The sequence below is a fragment of the Kocuria palustris genome (genome assembly GCF_007666205.1).
Taxonomy (GTDB): domain Bacteria; phylum Actinomycetota; class Actinomycetes; order Actinomycetales; family Micrococcaceae; genus Kocuria; species Kocuria palustris_A.
Genome location: NZ_VDOR01000002.1, coordinates 26,788 through 43,388, shown reverse-complemented (window position 1 = coordinate 43,388; position 16,601 = coordinate 26,788). Strand labels below are relative to the sequence as shown.

13 protein-coding genes and 1 riboswitch are annotated in these 16,601 nt (G+C 72.2%); of the genes, 10 read left to right on the top strand and 3 right to left on the bottom strand.

All coding sequences use genetic code 11. The features are described 5' to 3' along the window. The first annotated feature begins 85 nt into the window (after positions 1 to 85). The 6 genes from FSY66_RS02310 to FSY66_RS02285 all read left to right on the top strand — a co-directional run bounded on the left by FSY66_RS02310 (position 86) and on the right by FSY66_RS02285 (position 4,682). Positions 86 to 1,633, top strand: coding sequence for a glycosyltransferase family 39 protein (locus FSY66_RS02310; protein WP_144790921.1), 1,548 nt, complete (start codon positions 86 to 88; stop codon positions 1,631 to 1,633). A gap of 56 nt (positions 1,634 to 1,689) precedes the next feature. Then, complete coding sequence (locus tag FSY66_RS02305; protein ID WP_144790919.1) at positions 1,690 to 2,478, top strand: succinate dehydrogenase/fumarate reductase transmembrane subunit; 789 nt, start codon at positions 1,690 to 1,692, stop codon at positions 2,476 to 2,478. Between the two features lie 28 nt (positions 2,479 to 2,506). After that, a complete protein-coding gene (locus FSY66_RS02300; RefSeq protein WP_144790917.1) occupies positions 2,507 to 3,202 on the top strand; it encodes a 2Fe-2S iron-sulfur cluster-binding protein in 696 nt (231 codons plus the stop codon). A 75-nt stretch (positions 3,203 to 3,277) separates the two neighbouring features. Then, positions 3,278 to 3,688, top strand: coding sequence for a hypothetical protein (locus FSY66_RS02295; RefSeq protein ID WP_144790915.1), 411 nt, complete (start codon positions 3,278 to 3,280; stop codon positions 3,686 to 3,688). Then, complete coding sequence (locus FSY66_RS02290) at positions 3,685 to 4,068, top strand: hypothetical protein (protein WP_144790913.1); 384 nt, start codon at positions 3,685 to 3,687, stop codon at positions 4,066 to 4,068. The genes FSY66_RS02295 and FSY66_RS02290 overlap by 4 nt, the downstream gene beginning before the upstream one ends. Positions 4,069 to 4,238: 170 nt before the next feature. Beyond that, complete coding sequence (locus FSY66_RS02285; protein ID WP_144790911.1) at positions 4,239 to 4,682, top strand: hypothetical protein; 444 nt, start codon at positions 4,239 to 4,241, stop codon at positions 4,680 to 4,682. Between the two features lie 118 nt (positions 4,683 to 4,800). Here the strand turns inward: FSY66_RS02285 and FSY66_RS02280 are convergent, their stop codons facing one another. Beyond that, a complete protein-coding gene (locus FSY66_RS02280) occupies positions 4,801 to 6,288 on the bottom strand; it encodes an alanine/glycine:cation symporter family protein (protein ID WP_144790909.1) in 1,488 nt (495 codons plus the stop codon). A 140-nt stretch (positions 6,289 to 6,428) separates the two neighbouring features. Beyond that, positions 6,429 to 8,267, bottom strand: coding sequence for a dihydroxy-acid dehydratase (gene ilvD, locus FSY66_RS02275; protein WP_144790907.1), 1,839 nt, complete (start codon positions 8,265 to 8,267; stop codon positions 6,429 to 6,431). A gap of 213 nt (positions 8,268 to 8,480) precedes the next feature. Between ilvD and FSY66_RS02270 the strand changes: the two genes are divergently transcribed. After that, positions 8,481 to 9,344, top strand: coding sequence for a hypothetical protein (locus FSY66_RS02270; RefSeq protein ID WP_144790904.1), 864 nt, complete (start codon positions 8,481 to 8,483; stop codon positions 9,342 to 9,344). Positions 9,345 to 9,533: 189 nt separating this feature from the next. Beyond that, complete coding sequence (locus FSY66_RS02265; protein WP_260853379.1) at positions 9,534 to 11,063, top strand: gluconokinase; 1,530 nt, start codon at positions 9,534 to 9,536, stop codon at positions 11,061 to 11,063. On the opposite strand, the gene FSY66_RS02260 is transcribed toward FSY66_RS02265, so the two are convergent. Next, the gene (locus FSY66_RS02260) at positions 11,042 to 13,129 is read right to left on the bottom strand and encodes a glycoside hydrolase family 15 protein (protein WP_144790900.1); all 2,088 of its coding nucleotides are present in this window, start codon (positions 13,127 to 13,129) and stop codon (positions 11,042 to 11,044) included. The genes FSY66_RS02265 and FSY66_RS02260 overlap by 22 nt on opposite strands. A gap of 115 nt (positions 13,130 to 13,244) precedes the next feature. Here FSY66_RS02260 and FSY66_RS02255 point away from each other — a divergent pair, with 115 nt between their 5' ends. Together FSY66_RS02255 and FSY66_RS02250 are read left to right on the top strand one after the other, a co-directional pair. Next, on the top strand, positions 13,245 to 14,627 hold the full coding sequence (locus FSY66_RS02255; RefSeq protein WP_144790898.1) for a glucose-6-phosphate dehydrogenase: 1,383 nt from the start codon (positions 13,245 to 13,247) through the stop codon (positions 14,625 to 14,627). Between the two features lie 350 nt (positions 14,628 to 14,977). After that, positions 14,978 to 16,363: an amino acid permease gene (locus tag FSY66_RS02250; protein WP_144790896.1), complete on the top strand. Its 1,386-nt coding sequence runs from the start codon at positions 14,978 to 14,980 to the stop codon at positions 16,361 to 16,363. Positions 16,364 to 16,497: 134 nt separating this feature from the next. After that, a riboswitch (SAM riboswitch) is annotated at positions 16,498 to 16,600 on the top strand. The last annotated feature ends 1 nt before the right edge of the window (position 16,601 follow it).

Sequence of the window (16,601 nt, the reverse complement as noted above, 5' to 3'; positions counted from 1 at the left end):
GCCGACATGTCGCGGACGGCCGACGACGAGCTGACCCCCCAGCATCGTTCCCGCCGCCCGCAGCCCGGGATCATCGAGGAGTCAGATGGCAGCTCAGAGCGCTCGCGCCGTGCAGGGCGATCCCGCCCCTGCCCCACGGAGCGGCTCTGCCGCCGCGGAGGCGCCTGCAGCCTCCCGCCCCCTGCCGTGGTGGCCTGCGGTGCTGGCCGCCGCGGTGACGGGGGCGGTCGCCTTCTGGGGCATCTCCGTCCCCCAGTACTGGTTCGACGAGGCCGCGACCGTCTCCGCGACGGACCGTCCGTTCGGCTCGCTGCTGCGCCTGCTCCGGGACGTCGACGCCGTCCACGCGCTCTACTACATCGTGATGCAGCCCTGGGTGGCCGTGTTCGGGGTCTCCGAGACCGCCATGCGGGCGCCGTCGGCCCTCGCCCTGACCTTCGCCGCCCTGCTGCTCACGCGGGTGGCCATGGCCTATGCCCGGCGCTGGTTCCCGCAGCGGATCGTGGCGACCGGGCTCAGCGCGGGTCTCGTCTTCGCGGTGCTGCCCGGCATCTCGTGGAGCGGCCAGGAGGCCCGGGGCTACGCGATGGCGGTGTTCGCCTCCGTCGCCGCGCTGTGGTTCTTCGAGCGCTTCCGCGAGAAGGGCGGCCCGGGGAACCTTGTCGGCTTCGCGCTGCTGCAGGCCTGCGCCATCGGGTTCTCGCTCTACGCCGCCTCCGCCGTCGTGCTGTACGTCGTGCGCGCCGCGACCTGGGGCCGCCGGCCCTTCCTGCAGGTCCTGGCGGCGGCGGCCGCGATCGCCGTCGCGGTGATCCCGCTGGGCCTGCTCGCGATGTCGCAGAGCAAGCAGGTCGGCTGGATCGATCTGACGGTGCGCGAGGTCGTGGAGCGAGGGCTGCTGAGCACCGTCCCGATCAGCCCGGTCAATCGCGGCGGCCCCATGGGCGCGGTGGCCGCCGAGCTCGCGCCCTGGCTCATGGTCCTGATCGTGCTGATCCTCGCGGCGGGACTGGTGCGCGGGCCGGGTCGTCGAGCGATCCTGTGGACCCTGGCCTTCCCGGTCTTCCCCCTGGCCTCCGTGCTCGTGGCCCAGCTGCTGGGCATGCAGCTGTTCCAGGAGCGCTACTTCACCTACGCCCTCCCGTTCCTGGTGCTGGCCCTGGCGCTGTCCCTGGCCGCCGTCCGATGGCTCCCGGCGATCGTGCTCCTGACGGCCGCCGTGCTGCTGCTGTCGCTGCCGTCGCTGCTCGGGCAGAACACCTACGACGCGAAGAGGGCCGACAACTACCAGGACGCCGCCGAGCTCGTGGAACAGGCCGACACCGCGATCTTCATGGACCGGGCCGCCCGCGCGGTGCTGATCGCGTACCCGCCGGAGCACGAGATCGCCGACCCCATGCTCCAGAAGGACCGCGTCAGCGCGGACAACCTCTACGGCCTCAACCGCCCCGGCTACGAATCGTGGGAGATCGACACGGTCGGGCCCACGGCGGTGGTCTCGAACAAGAAGAACGGCTATCACGAGGCCGTGCTGAGCAATCTGTCCAAGAACGGCTGCACGGTGACCGACAGGGACACCGGCACCCGCTTCCGCATCACCCTGCTCGACTGCCCGGATCCCGCCGCCGGGTAACGCGGCGTCACGGCCCGGCCGTCCCGGCACCACCCACCCGCATAGGCTGTCCCACCATGACCGAGATCGCACAGGACGAGGCCCCGGGCACCCGGACCGGCCGCGTCGCCGCCGTCGTCGACGCGGCGCGGACGCAGGCCGAACGGGCCGCCGAGCGCTTCCCCGCCACCCCGGACCTCAAGCTGGCCATGGCCTCGAGCGGAGCCGTGCTCTCCGGCTACACCGTGGTCCACATGCTCGGGAACCTCCAGGTCTACCTGGGCCGACGGCGCTTCGACTCCTATGCGCACGGCCTGCGGACGCTGGGGGCCCCGATCCTGCCGCCGCGCGCGCTGCTGTGGGCCTTCCGCGCCGTGCTGGCCGCCGACGCCGTGACGCATCTGAGCTGCGCGGCCGTGCTGACCGTGCGGGCGCAGCAGGCGGCGCGCCGTCCTGCCGCCCGGCCGCGGCCCCGTCCCCGGGGCAGGCGCCGCACGCCCTGGCAGACCCTGCGGCGCTCCATGCGCTCGACCGGCACGGTGCTGGGGCTCTTCACGGCCTTCCACGTCGCCGATCTCACGCTCGGCGCCCGGCCCGCTGCGGCCCGGCACGTTCCGGGCGCGGCCTACGACAACCTCGTGGCCTCGCTGCGCCGCCCGCCCGCGGCCGCCCTCTACCTGGCCGCCATGCTCGCGCTGGCGGCCCACACCTCCCAGGGCCTGGTCCAGATCGGCAACGACACCGGCCTGTCCGCCGAGCGCAGCACGCGCGAGCGCTTCGAGCTCGCCGGGCGGATCCTCGGCACCGGCGTGGCCCTGGGCAACGCCTCCATCCCCGTGGCCGTGACCCTGCGGCTCGTGCGCTGAGCACGCGCGCTCGCATCGAAGGAGCACCATGCGCATCACCCGCACCCTCCAGGTCGAGGTCTGGCGGCAGCCCGCCGACGCGTCCGACGGCTGGTTCGAGACCCACAGCGTCAGCGGGGTGACACCCGAGACCACCGTCCTGGAGCTGCTCGACCTGCTCAATGATCAGCTGCCCGCCGGCGAGGAGCCGGTGGCCTACGACGACGGCTGCCGCGAGGGCAGGTGCGGCAAGTGCGGCGTCACGGTCGACGGCATCGCCCACGGCCCCGAGCTCAACCAGGCCTCCTGCCTCCAGCACGTCGCGGCTTTCGCCGACGGCGAGCGCGTGCGGATCGAGCCGCTGCGCGCCGAGGCCTTCCCCGTGACCCGCGACCTGTCCGTGGACAAGAAGTCGGCCCTGCGCAGCGTGGTCAAGGCCGCCGGCGGCCCGGTGGGCATGAAGGCCCTGACCGAGGCCGGGTGCATCAGCTGCGGGGCCTGCGTCGCGGCGTGCCCGAACGGCTCGGGACAGCTCTTCGTCGGCTCGCTGCTCACCGAGCTGCCTCCGCTGACGAAGGACGACGACGACCGCCGCGCCCGCTCCGGAAAGGTGCTCGACGCTGCGGAGGAGAGCTTCGGCCCGTGCTCGACCCTGGGCGACTGCACGGAGGTCTGCCCGGCCGGGCTGCCGCTCGAGAACCTGTCCGCCGTGGCCCGGGAGCATCTGCGCGGCCAGCGGCGCTGAATCCGGGTCTGCCAGCGGGCCCGCCCATCCGGTAGGTTTGCAGGAGCACATCGTCGCCCTGCCTCGGAGGCCGCCATGCCCGCGACCGGACGGACCCCCGACCCCTCGCGCCAGATCGCCCTGGGGCTGACCGTCGCGGGCCTGCTGCTCCCGTTCGCGCTGCTGGGCGCACTGCTCACCGGGGCCGCCACGTGGGGGATCCTGACGGAGCCGCCGGCGGACGGAGGCTCGCTCCTGGTCACGCCGGGCACCCCGAAGACGGTCATCGGGCTGATCCTGCTGTGGTGGTGCCTGCCGATCGGGGTGCCGGCCTCGTTCGGCGCGCTCTTCGCGCGCTACGGCCGGGCTGCGGCCCGTGCGGCCGGCTCGGCTCCGGCAGCACGGGCGGGGGACGTCCTGCTCTGGTGCCACACCGGGATGCTCGTGCTGTCCGTGACCTCCGGGCTCGCGGCGATGGCCCGGGCCTCGCTGGAGGCCACGTCATGAGCGCCGCCCTGCCCCCGGGCGCAGCACCTCGGACCGCTCCCCCGCCGCCGTCCCCGGCCGCGCTGTGGATCACCTGCTCGTGGCTGATCACCGGCCTCCAGGCGCTGCTCCTGCCGGCGGCCGCGGCCTTCGGGCTCCTGGCCCTCATCCTGACCTCGGAGGCATCGCTGGCCGCCGGGGTCGGCCGACTCACGGCGACCCTGTTCGGGGTGCTCTCGGCGGCACCTGCCGCAGCGAGCACGCTCAGCGCGGCGCTCGGGCTGCGCTGGCCGTCGTCGACCGGCCTGAAGACGCTCGGCATCGCGGCGCTCGTCCTGAACGGCGCGGGGCTGATGATCACGGGCCTGCTGGCGCTGTGGCTGCTGGCGAGAACCGTCTGACGCCCGTCGTCGCGCCCGCATGCCGCATCTCAGGCAGCGCCCTCCGGACCGTCGGCAGCCAGGGCCGGTGCGGTGCCGACCGCGGATCGGTATTCACACTTGCAAATCATGCGGGATCGTCGTAGATTTGCATCAGCAACTCCTTCTCCCGCACGACTCAGGAGCCCGCGATGCATCCCTACATCCCCCAGGCCCAGCCGTACGCCGTCCCCTCCTATCAGCAGGCCGCGCCCTGGCCGGTCCAGCAGGTGCCGACGCCGGGCACCGCCGTGACGGCCCTCGCGCTGTCGATCGTCGTCTTCGTCCTTGCGGTGCTGGCCTCGCCGCTCACGCTGATCTTCTCGGCCGCATCGGCCTCCCTCGTGAACGAGCCCGACTTCAGCGGGACGGGCGATCTCGTCGTCGCGATGCTCCTGGCCTTCGCGCCCCTGGGCCTGCCCGCGATCCTCGGGGCCTTCCTGGCCATGTTCCCCCGCGTCCGGATGCCCAAGGAGCTCTTCCCGTCCTCGGGGACCAGGACTGCCGCGACGGTCTTCCTGATCCTGCACCTGCTCACGCTCATGGCGGCCGTCATCCTGGGCCTGCTGCCGCAGATCCTGGTGCTGACCGCCTGACAGCGCCGAGGAGTGCCCGGCTCCGGGCGGCCGCGCCCGACCCGCGCGCAGAGCCCGCCTCCCGACCCGACAGGGCTGGGAGGCGGGCTCTCGTCGAGGGGCGTCGCCGGCCAGGCGGTCAGCGCTGCGAGACCCGCTTCATCTGCTGGGTCCAGAACGCGCCGGTCGTGATCACGTCGGTGCCGTCCCAGGCATCCAGTCCCGTGATGCCGGGGATGTCCGAGGCGTGGAACGTGGGCTCCTCGCCGCGGCGGCGCTGGGCCTCGTAGTGGCGCAGCACCTTGACGGCCACGGGCGCCAGGAGCAGCAGGGCGATGAGGTTGATCGTGGCCATGATCGCCATGAACACGTCGGCCAGGGCCCAGACCAGGTCCAGCGCCACGACCGCGCCGATCATCACCGAGACCAGCACCAGGAGGCGGTAGACGTTCATGGCCGTGCGCGACCCGGTGAGGAACATGATGTTCGCCTCGCCGTAGAAGTAGTTGCCGATCACCGAGGTGAAGGCGAAGAGGAAGATCGCAATGGTCAGGAAGTGGACCGCCCAGGTGCCCAGCTGCTCGCCGAGGGCGGTCTGGGTCAGGGCCGCGCCCTGGGCGGAGTCGCCGAAGGTCGGGTTCGACAGCAGCACGATGAACGCGGTGACCGAGCAGACCAGCCAGGTGTCGAAGTAGACGCCGAGGGACTGCACATAGCCCTGCTTGGCCGGGTGGGAGACCGAGGCGGAGGCGCCGGCGTTGGGCGCCGAGCCCATGCCGGCCTCGTTGGAGAACAGGCCGCGGCGCAGGCCCTGGACGAAGACGGCCATGAAGCCGCCCACCACGAACTCGCGGATGCCGAAGGCCCCCAGGACGATGTCGGCGATCATGCCGGGGACCTCCCCGATGTTCATGATGACGACCAGCAGGCCGAGCAGCACGTAGAGGATCGCCATGAACGGCACGACGGCCTGCGTCACGGCCGAGATGCGGCGCGCGCCGCCGAAGATGATGACGCCGGTCAGCGCGACCACGAGGGCGCCGACGATGAGCTTGAACGGCATGGCGCCGGCGGCCGAGGGGTCGATCTCGAGGGAGCTCGACAGCGCATCGACGATCGCGTTGGACTGCACGGAGTTGAACACGAAGCCGTAGGTGACCGTGATGATGACGGCGAACAGGACGCCCATCCAGTGCTTCTTGAGCCCGTGGGTCATGTAGTAGGCGGGGCCGCCGTAGTAGCCGGTGTGGCCCTTGCGCTTGTAGAGCTGGCCCAGCAGGGACTCGACGAAAGCGCTCGCGCCGCCGATCGCGGCGATGACCCACATCCAGAAGACGGCGCCGGGCCCGCCCACGCTGATCGCGATGGCCACGCCGGCGATGTTGCCGGTGCCCACGCGCGAGGCCGCCGAGACGGTGAAGGCGCGGAACGAGGAGATCGACTTCTTGCCGTCGGGGTCCTCGCCCGGGGGATCCCCCAGCACCCGGAACATCTCCGGGACGGACCGCCACTGGACGGCCCTGGTGCGGATCGTCAGGTAGAGGCCCGTGCCGACCAGGATGATGAAGACGATCCAGCTCCAGATGAAGTTGCCGATGTCGCCGACGAGCGCGGTGAGCTGCTCCATGTCCACTCCGATTCTCCTAGGAACCTGCCGGAGCGATCCCAGGCCGTTCCCAGCAGTCGGAGCAATGTACAACAGCCGGGCCCCGTCCGGGGCCCGGCTGCCGTGTCACCCGCCGCCTGCGGCGCTCGAGCGGAGGAGGCTCAGTCCTCGACCACCCGCACCGCGCCCTTGTCGGCCGAGGTCACCATGGCCGCATAGGCCCGCAGGGCCTTGGAGACCCTCCGCTCGCGCGGCCGGGTCGGTATCCAGGGCGCCTCGCCCTTCTCCGAGCGGCGGAGCGCGAGCTCGGCGTCGTCCACGTTCACGCGCAGGATGCGGTTCTCCACATCGATCTCGATCTCGTCGCCCTGCTCGATCAGGCCCACGGCGCCGCCGGCGGCGGCCTCCGGGGAGATGTGCCCGATCGACAGACCCGAGGTGCCGCCGGAGAAGCGGCCGTCGGTGATCAGCGCGCACTCCTTCCCCAGGCCCAGGCCCTTGAGGTACGAGGTCGGGTACAGCATCTCCTGCATGCCCGGCCCGCCCTTGGGGCCCTCGTACTGGATGACCACGATGTCGCCGGGGGTCACGTTCTTGGACAGGATCTCGAAGACGGCCTCGTCCTGGGACTCCACGACGAAGGCCGAGCCCTTGAAGTGGAACAGAGACTCGTCGATGCCCGCGGTCTTGATGATCGCGCCGTCCTCGGCGATGTTGCCGAAGAGCACGCAGAGCCCGCCCTCCTTGGTGTAGGCGGCCTCGACCGAGCGGATGCAGCCGTCCTGGGCGTCGAGGTCGTGGTCCTCGTACTCGTTGGCCTGCGAGAACGCCTGCGTGGTCCGCACCCCACCGGGGGCGGCCAGGAAGTGGTGCTTGGCCTGGTCGGTGGCCTTCCCCGAGCGGATGTCCCACTCGTCGAGCCACTCGCCCATGGTGGCCGCGTGCACGGTGTGCACGTTCTCGTCCAGCAGCCCGCCGCGGCGCAGCTCGCCCAGGATCGCGGGGATGCCGCCGGCGCGGTGGACGTGCTCGATGTGGTACTGCGTGGAGTTCGGCGCGACCTTGCACAGGCAGGGGACGCGGCGCGAGATCGCGTCGATGTCCGACATCGTGAAGTCGACCTCGGCCTCCTGCGCGGCGGCCAGGATGTGCAGCACGGTGTTGGTCGATCCGCCCATGGCCACGTCCAGGGTCATCGCATTGGCGAAGGCCTCCGGGGTGGCGATCGAGCGGGGCAGCACGGACTCGTCGTCGTCCTCGTAGTAGCGCTTGGCGGAGGCCACGATCCGCGCCCCGGCCTCCTCGAACAGCCGCTTGCGGTTGATGTGCGTCGCCAGGGTGGTGCCGTTGCCCGGGAGGGACAGGCCCAGGGCCTCGGTCAGGCAGTTCATCGAGTTGGCGGTGAACATCCCGGAGCACGAGCCGCACGTGGGGCAGGCCGACTCCTCGATCAGGGCGAGCTGATCGTCGGTCACCGACTCGTCCGCCGCCAGGGCCATGGCGTCCACCAGGTCCACGCGGTGCTCGATGACCCCCTCGACCCCCTCGCCGGACTCCATGGGCCCGCCCGAGACGAAGATCGTGGGGATGTTCAGGCGCATCGCGGCCATGAGCATGCCCGGGGTGATCTTGTCGCAGTTGGAGATGCACACGAGGGCGTCGGCGCAGTGCGCATTGACCATGTACTCGACCGAGTCCGCGATGATGTCGCGGCTGGGCAGGGAGTACAGCATGCCGTCGTGGCCCATGGCGATGCCGTCGTCGACGGCGATCGTGTTGAACTCCTTGGCCACGCCGCCGGCCTGCTCGACCGCGCGGGCCACGAGCTGGCCCATGTCCTTGAGGTGCACGTGGCCCGGGACGAACTGGGTGAACGAGTTGGCGATCGCCACGATCGGCTTGCCGAAGTCCTCGCTGCCCATGCCCGTGGCCCGCCACAGGGCACGGGCACCGGACATGTTGCGGCCGGTGGTGGAGGTGGCGGAACGAAGCTGCGGCACGGGTGTCTCCTCTGGTGCCGTCGTCGGGGCGGCGACGGGACGATGGATGCGAACGGGAGCGGGCGCTGGCGACCCGCTCGGCCTCCGATTCTCTCGTCAACACGGCCCGGGGCAGAAATCTTCCGACTCACTCTTGCCGGGGCCCGGAAGCAGAGTATTTTCTATCGCGAATCACCGACGCATTCATCGGCATCGTCGCGAAAGGCCCCTCCCGTGAGCTCACCCATCAACGGCTCCCCCCACGATCCGCACGACGGCCGCGCCGCCGGGTCCGGCTCGGGCGCCGGCTCGCAGCACTCCGCCCCGGACTTCGGCGGCTGGCAGCAGGATCAGAACGGCGGCACCGGCTCGTCGGCGGCCCCGTCGTACGGCGCTCCGTCCTTCGGGGGCTCCCCGTCGGGGGCCTCCGGCCAGCAGGACCGGTACGGCCAGCAGGCCCAGAGCTCCGGCGCGCCCCAGTACCGCCCCGCCGGCGGCGGCACCCCGCAGTACACCCCCGCCGGGGGCCAGTACGGCACGCAGTACGGCGGCCACCAGCAGGGCGGCACCGGCCGGAAGGGCAGGGGACGGCCGCCGCTGTGGGTCGGACTGACGTCGCTGCTGCTCGGCCTGACCCTCGGCCTGATCGCGATCATCGTGTTCTTCGCCAGCGTCGTCGGCTCGGTCGGCAGCATCGCGAACGCGCCGTCGGGAACCCAGCAGGTGCTCGACGACGGGACCCGGTACTACGTGTACTCCACGGGCACGGACCCGGTGGATCGGTGCACGGTCTACACCCCGGGCTACGACTCGATGGAGCTCGAGCTCTCCGACGACTCGGGCCAGACCATGACGGACGACGACCAGACCTTCCGGATGCTCGGGTCCTTCACCACGGAGGAGGAGGGCCAGTACCGCGTCAGCTGCATGCCCTATGTCGCGGACGACGAGATGCGCATCTCGGACGCCGGCGTCGGCGGCATGGTCGGCGGGACGCTGGCGTCGATCGGGCTGGGCACGCTCGGCGGCCTGCTGTTCCTGCTCGGCCTCATCCTGATCATCGTGAACCGGGTCACCGCCTCGAAGAGCCGGGGCTGATCCCCGCCCGCCGGCGGGCCCCGACCCCGCCGGCGGGCTCGCGCCCTCCCGGCGCGGCACCGGGGGGGGCGCCCCCGGCGGCCCTGACGCCTCCCGTGCCCTGAGCCGGCGGGGATACGATGAGTCCACGGCGCGCGGGCCGTGCCCGGCACGCGCATCGCATCGTGACCCCTGTCGAAGGACCCGCACGTGGCAAAGTCCGCACCCCGTCCGCCCAAGACCGACGACGACGTGGACTTCGCGGTCCCCCTGCACGACGCCGTCGACCCCCTGGTCCTCGCCCTCGACGTCGGCTCGACCGCCACGCGCGGCAGCATCCACGACGCCACGGGCACTCCCGTGCGGGGATACCGCGGCAAGATCCCGCACCAGTTCACGACGGCCGCCGACGGCACGAGCACGATCGATCCCGATCAGGTCGTCGAGGAGCTGTGCCGTCTGCTGGATCTCATCATCGGCACGCGGCACGAGCTGATCGGGCGGGTCGGCGGGGTCGCGCTCGACACCTTCGCCGCCTCGCTCGTGGGCACGGACGCCAAGCGCCGCGCCACGACCGTGTGCTTCACCTACGCGGACTCGCGCTCGAGCGCCCATCTGGCGGCCCTGCGGGAGGAGGCCGACGAGGCCGAGATCCAGCAGCTGACCGGCGCGCGCCTGCACACCTCGTACCTGACCCCCCGCTTCCGGTGGCTGCGCGAGACCCAGCCGGAGGCCGTCGCCGCGACCACCCGCTGGCTGTCCCTGGGCGAGTACTTCCACCTGCGGCTGCTGGGCAAGGCGCGGATCGGCACGTCGTCGGCCGCCTGGACCGGCCTGCTGGACCGGCGCACGGGCGACTGGTCGGACCGGATGCTCGAGCTCGCCCAGCTCGAGCGCGAGTCGCTGTCGCTGATCGCCCGCCCCAACCAGCCGATCCGCGAGGTGCCGCCCGCGGTCGCCGATCGCTGGCCGGCCCTGGCGCGTGCCAAGTGGTTCCCGCCCGTGGCCGACGGCCTCAGCGCCAACGTGGGCTCCGGCGGGCGCGACGCCACCACCATGGTCACCTCCATGGCCACCTCGGGAGCCATGCGCGTGCTGCTGCACGAGCAGCCCGAGCGCATCCCGTCGGGCCTGTGGTGCTATCGCATCGACGACACCCGCTGCCTGCTCGGCGGCGCGATCAACGACGCCAGCCGCGCGATCGGCTGGGCCGAGGACGTCTTCCGGCTGCCCGACGGCGTCTCGGCGGAGGACGTGGCCCAGCGCCCCGTCGACGACTCGACTCCGCTGGTCCTGCCCTTCCTCACCGGCGAGCGCTCGACCGGCTGGGTGGGCGACGCCCGCGCCGCGATGCTCGGGATCTCCGCGGCCACCGGCCCCGAGGACCTGCTCCGCGGCGTGATGGAGGGCGTGGTGGCCGCCTACGGCCGCGTGGCACGGCAGCTCGGCGAGGCCTCCGGCGAGGTCGAGCGGCTGGTCGCCGCAGGCGGCATGACCCAGACGGTCCCGGCGCTGCAGCAGCAGCTCGCGGACCTGCTGGACCGCTCGGCGGTGCAGGCGACCTTCAAGCGCTCGACCCTGCGCGGCACGGCCATGCTGGCCTCCGAGGTCCTCTCGCCGCAGATCGAGCCCGTCGACCCGCCCTATGCCCGCACCTTCGAGCCGACCCCGGAGCATCGCGAGCACTGGGACCGGGTCGCCGAGCGCTTCGAGACGGCCTACGCGGGGCTGTTCGCCTGATCCCCGGCCGCTCCGTCGGCGGCGGGGCCGTCGGCGGACGGGGCATCCGGGGCGCGGCAGCTTCCGGCCCGATCGCTCTCCGGGCCGGCGCCCTCGGCGCGCTCGACCGCCTGGGCGGCGCGCAGGTGCCCCAGATGGCTGAAGGCCTGCGGGAAGTTCCCCGCCAGGCGCCCGTGCTCCGGCGAGTACTCCTCCGCCAGCAGGCCCAGGTCGTTGGCGCAGGACTCCAGGCGGTCCAGGGCCTCCCGGGCGTCGTCGACCCGCCCCGAGCGGGCGTACTGCTCGGCCAGCCAGGCCAGGCAGAGCAGGAACGGGTACTCGTCGCCCTCCAGCCCGTCGGAGCCGGAGGCGGTGCGGTAGCGGGCCACGAAGCCGTGCTCGTCCACCAGGTCCCGCTCGATCCGCGCGACCGTGCTGAGCATCTTGGGATCGTCGGCGTCGATGAACCCGGTGTGGGTCAGCTGCAGCAGCGAGGCATCCACCTCCTGGCTGCCGTGGCCCGGGGCGTAGGTCTGCGTGAAGCTGCCCAGCTCCTCGTTCCAGCCCCGCTCCATGATCTCGTCGTGCAGGCGGTCGCGCAGCTCGGTCCACAGGCGGACCTCGCCCGGGGTGGCCAGCACGGCGGTGCCCGCCCGGTCCTCCGCCGTCGTGCCGTCCGAGAGCTCGCTGTCGGCGTCCTGGTCGTCCCCGTCGGGCCATCCGTCGTGCCGGCCGGTCTCGCCGCGGATCGCGCCGTGCTCTCGCACCGCGCGCAGCCCCTCGTTGAAGGCGGCCCACATCATGACGCGGCCGTGGGTGAAGAACGCGGCCTCGCCGCGCATCTCCCACAGGCCGTGATCGGGATCGTCGATCCTGCGCACGCAGTAGCGCAGGAGGTTCTTCTGCAGGCCCCACGACCAGCGGTCCTCGGGCTCGCCCGCATCGCGCAGGGCGCCCAGGGCGAGCATGACCTCGCCCACGACGTCGGCCTGGTACTGGTCCACGGCGCCGTTGCCGATGCGCACGGGCCGCGAGCCCTCGTAGCCGGAGAGGTGGTCGAGCTCGTGCTCGGGAAGCCGACGGCGGCCGTCGATCCCGTACATGATCTGGACCCGGTCCGGATCCCCCGCGACCGCGCGCAGCAGCCAGTCGCGCCAGTCGCGGGCGCCCTCGGTGTAGCCGTGATCCACCATGGCCTCGATGGTCAGCGACGCGTCGCGCAGCCAGGTGTAGCGGTAGTCCCAGTTGCGCACGCCCCCGAAGTCCTCGGGCAGGCTCGCGGTGGGAGCGGCCACGATGCCGCCGGTCAGGCCGTTGGTGAGCGCCCGCAACACGAGCAGCGAGCGGACCCGGCCCTCGCTCAGCCGCCCCCGGGAGCAGACAGCATCCTTCCAGTCGCTCCAGTACCGCGCCGTGCGGGCCATGGCGGCCTCGATGTCGACGGGCTGCGGGACGGGCTCCCAGGACTCGCACCAGGTCAGCACCCACGACCGGGACTCCCCCTCGCCGAGCTCGAAGGAGCCGCCGAGCCACCGCCCGACCTCTCCCTCGGCGCTGGGATCGTGATGGGCCTCGCCGTCCTCGCGGATCGACAGCTGCGGGCCGCGCAGCACGAGCATGTCCGGGCCCGCGATCGCCGCGATCCCGCTGCCTCCCTCGGGCAGCTCCCGCAGGTGCACCCAGGGCGCGGAGCGGTTGTAGTCGGGGCGGATGCGCAGATCGTGCTCGACCCTGACCGTCCCCTCGGTGCAGGTCACCTCCCGCACCAGGTTCGCGCGGTCGTCCTCCGTGGGCAGCAGATCCACGACGGTGGCCCGCCCCGTGGGCGACTCCCACTGCGTCTCCAGCACGAAGGTCCCGGGGCGATAGCGCCGGGAGACGACGGTGCCGTCGGCGATGCTCATCTTCCAGCGGCCGTCGTCGGGCTCCCCCAGCAGCGCGCTGAACACGGCGCTGGAGTCCACGGACGGGAAGCACAGCCAGTCGACGCTGCCCTCCCGGGAGACGAGCGGCGCGGTGCGCAGGTCGGAGAGCAGCGCGTAGTCCTCGAGGGGCGTGGAGGCGGGGCGGTCGGAATCGGAAGCCATGGGCTCATTCCAGCAGACGCCTCCGCCCCCGTCACCTCGGAGCCGGCGGCGAGCGCCCTCGGCCGAGAGCTGAAGGGCCAGGCCCCGGGGGCGGGGGGCTGTCTAGGCTGGAGCCATGAGCGACACGACCTCTCCCCTGCCCTCGGGCGCCGATCCGGTGACCCTGATCATCCTGGGCGCCTCCGGCGATCTGACCTCGCGCCTGCTGCTGCCCGGGCTGGGCGACGTCCTGGCCCTCGAGCCGCAGCGGCAGGTCACGCTCGTGGGCAGCGCCCGCTCCGAGATGGACGACTGGAGGGGGACGGTCGCCGAGGCCTTCCGGGGGACGGGGGCCGAGGGCCCTGCGGTCGAGCGCACCCTGGAATCGACCGCCTGGGTCACGGCCGACGCCTCCTCGCCCGAGGACATGGCGCGCCTGCTCGATCAGGCCGACGACGGCCGCGTGATCCTCTACTTCGCGCTGTCCCCCTCGGTGACGGCCGCTTCGCTGCAGGCCCTGCGGGAGATCGAGCTGCCCGAGGACCTCTGGCTGGCCCTCGAGAAGCCGATCGGCACGGACGAGCAGTCGGCCCGCGAGCTCAACCGGCTGGCCGATCACCTGGCCCCCGCCTCGCGGATCCTGCGGGTCGATCACTTCCTGGGAGAGCCGGCCGTGCTCGATCTGGTGGGGCTGCGCCTGGCCAACCGGATCATCGAGCCGCTGCTGAACCGCGAGCTGGTCGAGAGCATCAGCATCACCTTCGACGAGACGCTGGGCCTCGAGGGCCGCGCCGCGTTCTACGACGCCAACGGCGCGATCCGCGACATGCACCAGTCCCACCTGCTCCAGGTGATGGGCGTGCTCATGATGGACCCGCCGTCGTCGATCGAGGACGGGGAGATCCCGGATCTCGTGGCGCAGGTGCTCGCGCGCACCAGCGTGATCGGCCCGGTCGAGGAGAGCATGGCCGCGGGCCGCTACACGGCCGGCAGCATCGACGGCCGCCGCCTGCCGTCGTACGCGGACGAGGAGGGCGTGGACCCGGCCCACGGCACCGAGACCTGGGCGCGGCTGACGGTCGCGGTCGACAGCTGGCGCTGGCAGGGCGTGCCCGTCCACCTGCGCTCCGGCAAGGCCATCGGCTCCCCGCATCAGGAGGTGCTGGTGCGCTTCCGCCCCGTCCCCGCCGGCGGCGAGGAGTTCGGCAGCCCGGCCGGCGACATCCTGCGCGTGGATCTGTCCACCGGCGAGATCTCCCTCGAGCTCAGCACTGCCGGGCCGTTCGATCCCCGCGGCACGTCGCGCGTGACGCTGTCCTCGGCCACTCCCGAGTCGCCGCTGGCCGCCTACGGATCGGTCGTGCGCCGCATGCTCGACGGCGACCGGTCCTTCAGCGTCAGCGCCGAGGCCTCCGAGCACAGCTGGCGCATCGTCCAGCCGGCCATCGACGCCCTGGCCGAGGGCCGGGTCCCGCTCCAGGAGTACCCGGCCGGCTCCGAGGGCCCCGAGACGATCTGAGGTCACATCCGCGTCGGCGGCGGACGGCCTGCGCCGCCGACGCGCCCCCGCCCGGACAGCCGGCGCTGCGGCGGGCCCGTGCGGCGGATTTCGTCCGCCTCTGTGATCGGTTCGCTCCGATGCCGGATCGCCGCGCCTCCTGTGCTCTACTGTGGCGCCATCAATCTGTGATGCGCACCACAGGTGCCGTCGGACGCCCCGCAGGAGCGGGCAGCGCCCACTAGACCGGGAGGCCCCGAATGGGTTCTGGATCCTCGCCAGCGACCAGCAGCGAACATCATCCTCGAAGCGCACCGGGCGCGACCCCCCAGGGGCACGGCGACCCGCAGGACTCGAGCCTGAAGGCCCACATGAAGGGCCGCCACCTCGTGATGATGAGCCTCGGCTCGGCCATCGGCGCCGGCCTGTTCGTGGGCTCCGGCGCCGGCATCGCCGCCGCGGGCCCGGCCGTGCTCGTCTCCTACGTCGTGGCCGGCGTGCTGATCATCCTGATCATGCGCATGCTCGGCGAGATGGTCGCCGATCACCCCACCTCGGGAGCGTTCTCCGTCTACGCGGGACGCGCCGTGAGCCCCGCTGCCGGCTTCGCCGTCGGCTGGCTGTGGTGGGTCCAGCTCATCATCGTGATCGCCGCCGAGGCCACGGCCGCCGCCCAGATCCTGGTCTCCGCCTGGCCCGTGGCCCCGCAGTGGCTGCTCGCGCTGATCTTCATGATCCTGTTCACCGCGATCAACCTGTTCGGCGTGGGGCAGTTCGGCGAGTTCGAGTTCTGGTTCTCCCTGCTCAAGGTCGCGGCCGTGGTGGTCTTCCTGGTCATCGGCGGCCTGTTCGTGCTCGGCCTGCTGCCCACCGCCGAGGCGCCGGGCCTGAGCAATCTCACGGCCCACGGCGGGTTCATGCCCAACGGCATCGCCGGCGTCGCGGCAGGTCTGCTGATCGTGGCCTTCGCCTTCGGCGGCATCGAGATCGTGGCCGTGGCCGCCGCCGAGACCGAGGATCCCGAGAAGAACGTGGGCCGCGCGATCCGCACCATCGTGTGGCGCATCCTGATCTTCTACATGGGCTCCGTGGCGATCATGGTCCTGGCCATGCCCTGGAACGACGAGAACCTGCTCGCCTCGCCCTTCGTGGCCGTGCTCAACACCGCGGGCCTGCCGGCCGTCGCCTCGATCATGGCGATCGTCGTGACCGTCGCGCTGCTGTCCTCGCTCAACGCCAACCTCTACGGCGCCTCGCGGATGATCTTCTCGCTGTCGAACCGGACGCTGGCCCCGGCCGCGCTGAGCTCGACGAACGCCCGCGGCGTGCCCGTCATGGCGGTGCTGGCCTCCGTGGCCTTCGGCTTCGTGACGGTGGCCCTGAACTACGTCTGGGCCGAGGAGATCCTCGGCATCCTGCTCAACATCGTGGGCTCCACCCTGATCGTCATCTGGACCATGACGATCATCTCCCACCTGGTGCTGCGCCGCCGGGCCGAGGCCGAGGGGCGCGAGCTGCCGCTGAAGGCCTGGGGCTATCCGTGGCTGTCCTACGTGGCCCTGGCCGGCATGATCGCCGTCGTGGTCCTGGGCATGACCGTGCCGGGCGTGCGCCAGCAGATCCTGCTGACCGCGGCGCTGTTCGCGGTGCTGTGGGTCATCGGCGCCGTGCTCGCCAAGCGGCGCGGCGTGACCCGCTTCCGCTCCCCTGAGGAGTTCGCCGAGGGCGCCGAGCCGCGGCCCACGCAGCAGGACTGACGAGCTGCCGCTGGACGGAGGGGCTCCCGGGCGATGCGCCCGGGAGCCCCTCCGCCGTCGTGCGCTCTCCGCCGTCGCGCGCCGCCCGACGCCGTTTGACGTCCGCGCCGTGATCCGTGGCATGATGAGCCGCGTCACCATCAAGAGCGACCGAGAGACCTTGGCTCGAAGACGTCGCAGCAACCATGCAGGGCTCGATCCCCCGCGCAGAGGTGCTCCCGCCAGGACCGATGGAAAG

Bases quoted from the DNA above. Each gene is read 5' to 3' on its own strand.
- FSY66_RS02260 (WP_144790900.1), bottom strand. From the start codon at position 13,129: ATGGCTTCCGATTCCGACCGCCCCGCCTCCACGCCCCTCGAGGACTAC.
- FSY66_RS02255 (WP_144790898.1), top strand. From the start codon at position 13,245: ATGAGCGACACGACCTCTCCCCTGCCCTCGGGCGCCGATCCGGTGACC.
- FSY66_RS02300 (WP_144790917.1), top strand. From the start codon at position 2,507: ATGCGCATCACCCGCACCCTCCAGGTCGAGGTCTGGCGGCAGCCCGCC.
- FSY66_RS02285 (WP_144790911.1), top strand. From the start codon at position 4,239: ATGCATCCCTACATCCCCCAGGCCCAGCCGTACGCCGTCCCCTCCTAT.
- FSY66_RS02295 (WP_144790915.1), top strand. From the start codon at position 3,278: ATGCCCGCGACCGGACGGACCCCCGACCCCTCGCGCCAGATCGCCCTG.
- FSY66_RS02250 (WP_144790896.1), top strand. From the start codon at position 14,978: ATGAAGGGCCGCCACCTCGTGATGATGAGCCTCGGCTCGGCCATCGGC.
- FSY66_RS02290 (WP_144790913.1), top strand. From the start codon at position 3,685: ATGAGCGCCGCCCTGCCCCCGGGCGCAGCACCTCGGACCGCTCCCCCG.
- FSY66_RS02280 (WP_144790909.1), bottom strand. From the start codon at position 6,288: ATGGAGCAGCTCACCGCGCTCGTCGGCGACATCGGCAACTTCATCTGG.
- FSY66_RS02310 (WP_144790921.1), top strand. From the start codon at position 86: ATGGCAGCTCAGAGCGCTCGCGCCGTGCAGGGCGATCCCGCCCCTGCC.
- FSY66_RS02305 (WP_144790919.1), top strand. From the start codon at position 1,690: ATGACCGAGATCGCACAGGACGAGGCCCCGGGCACCCGGACCGGCCGC.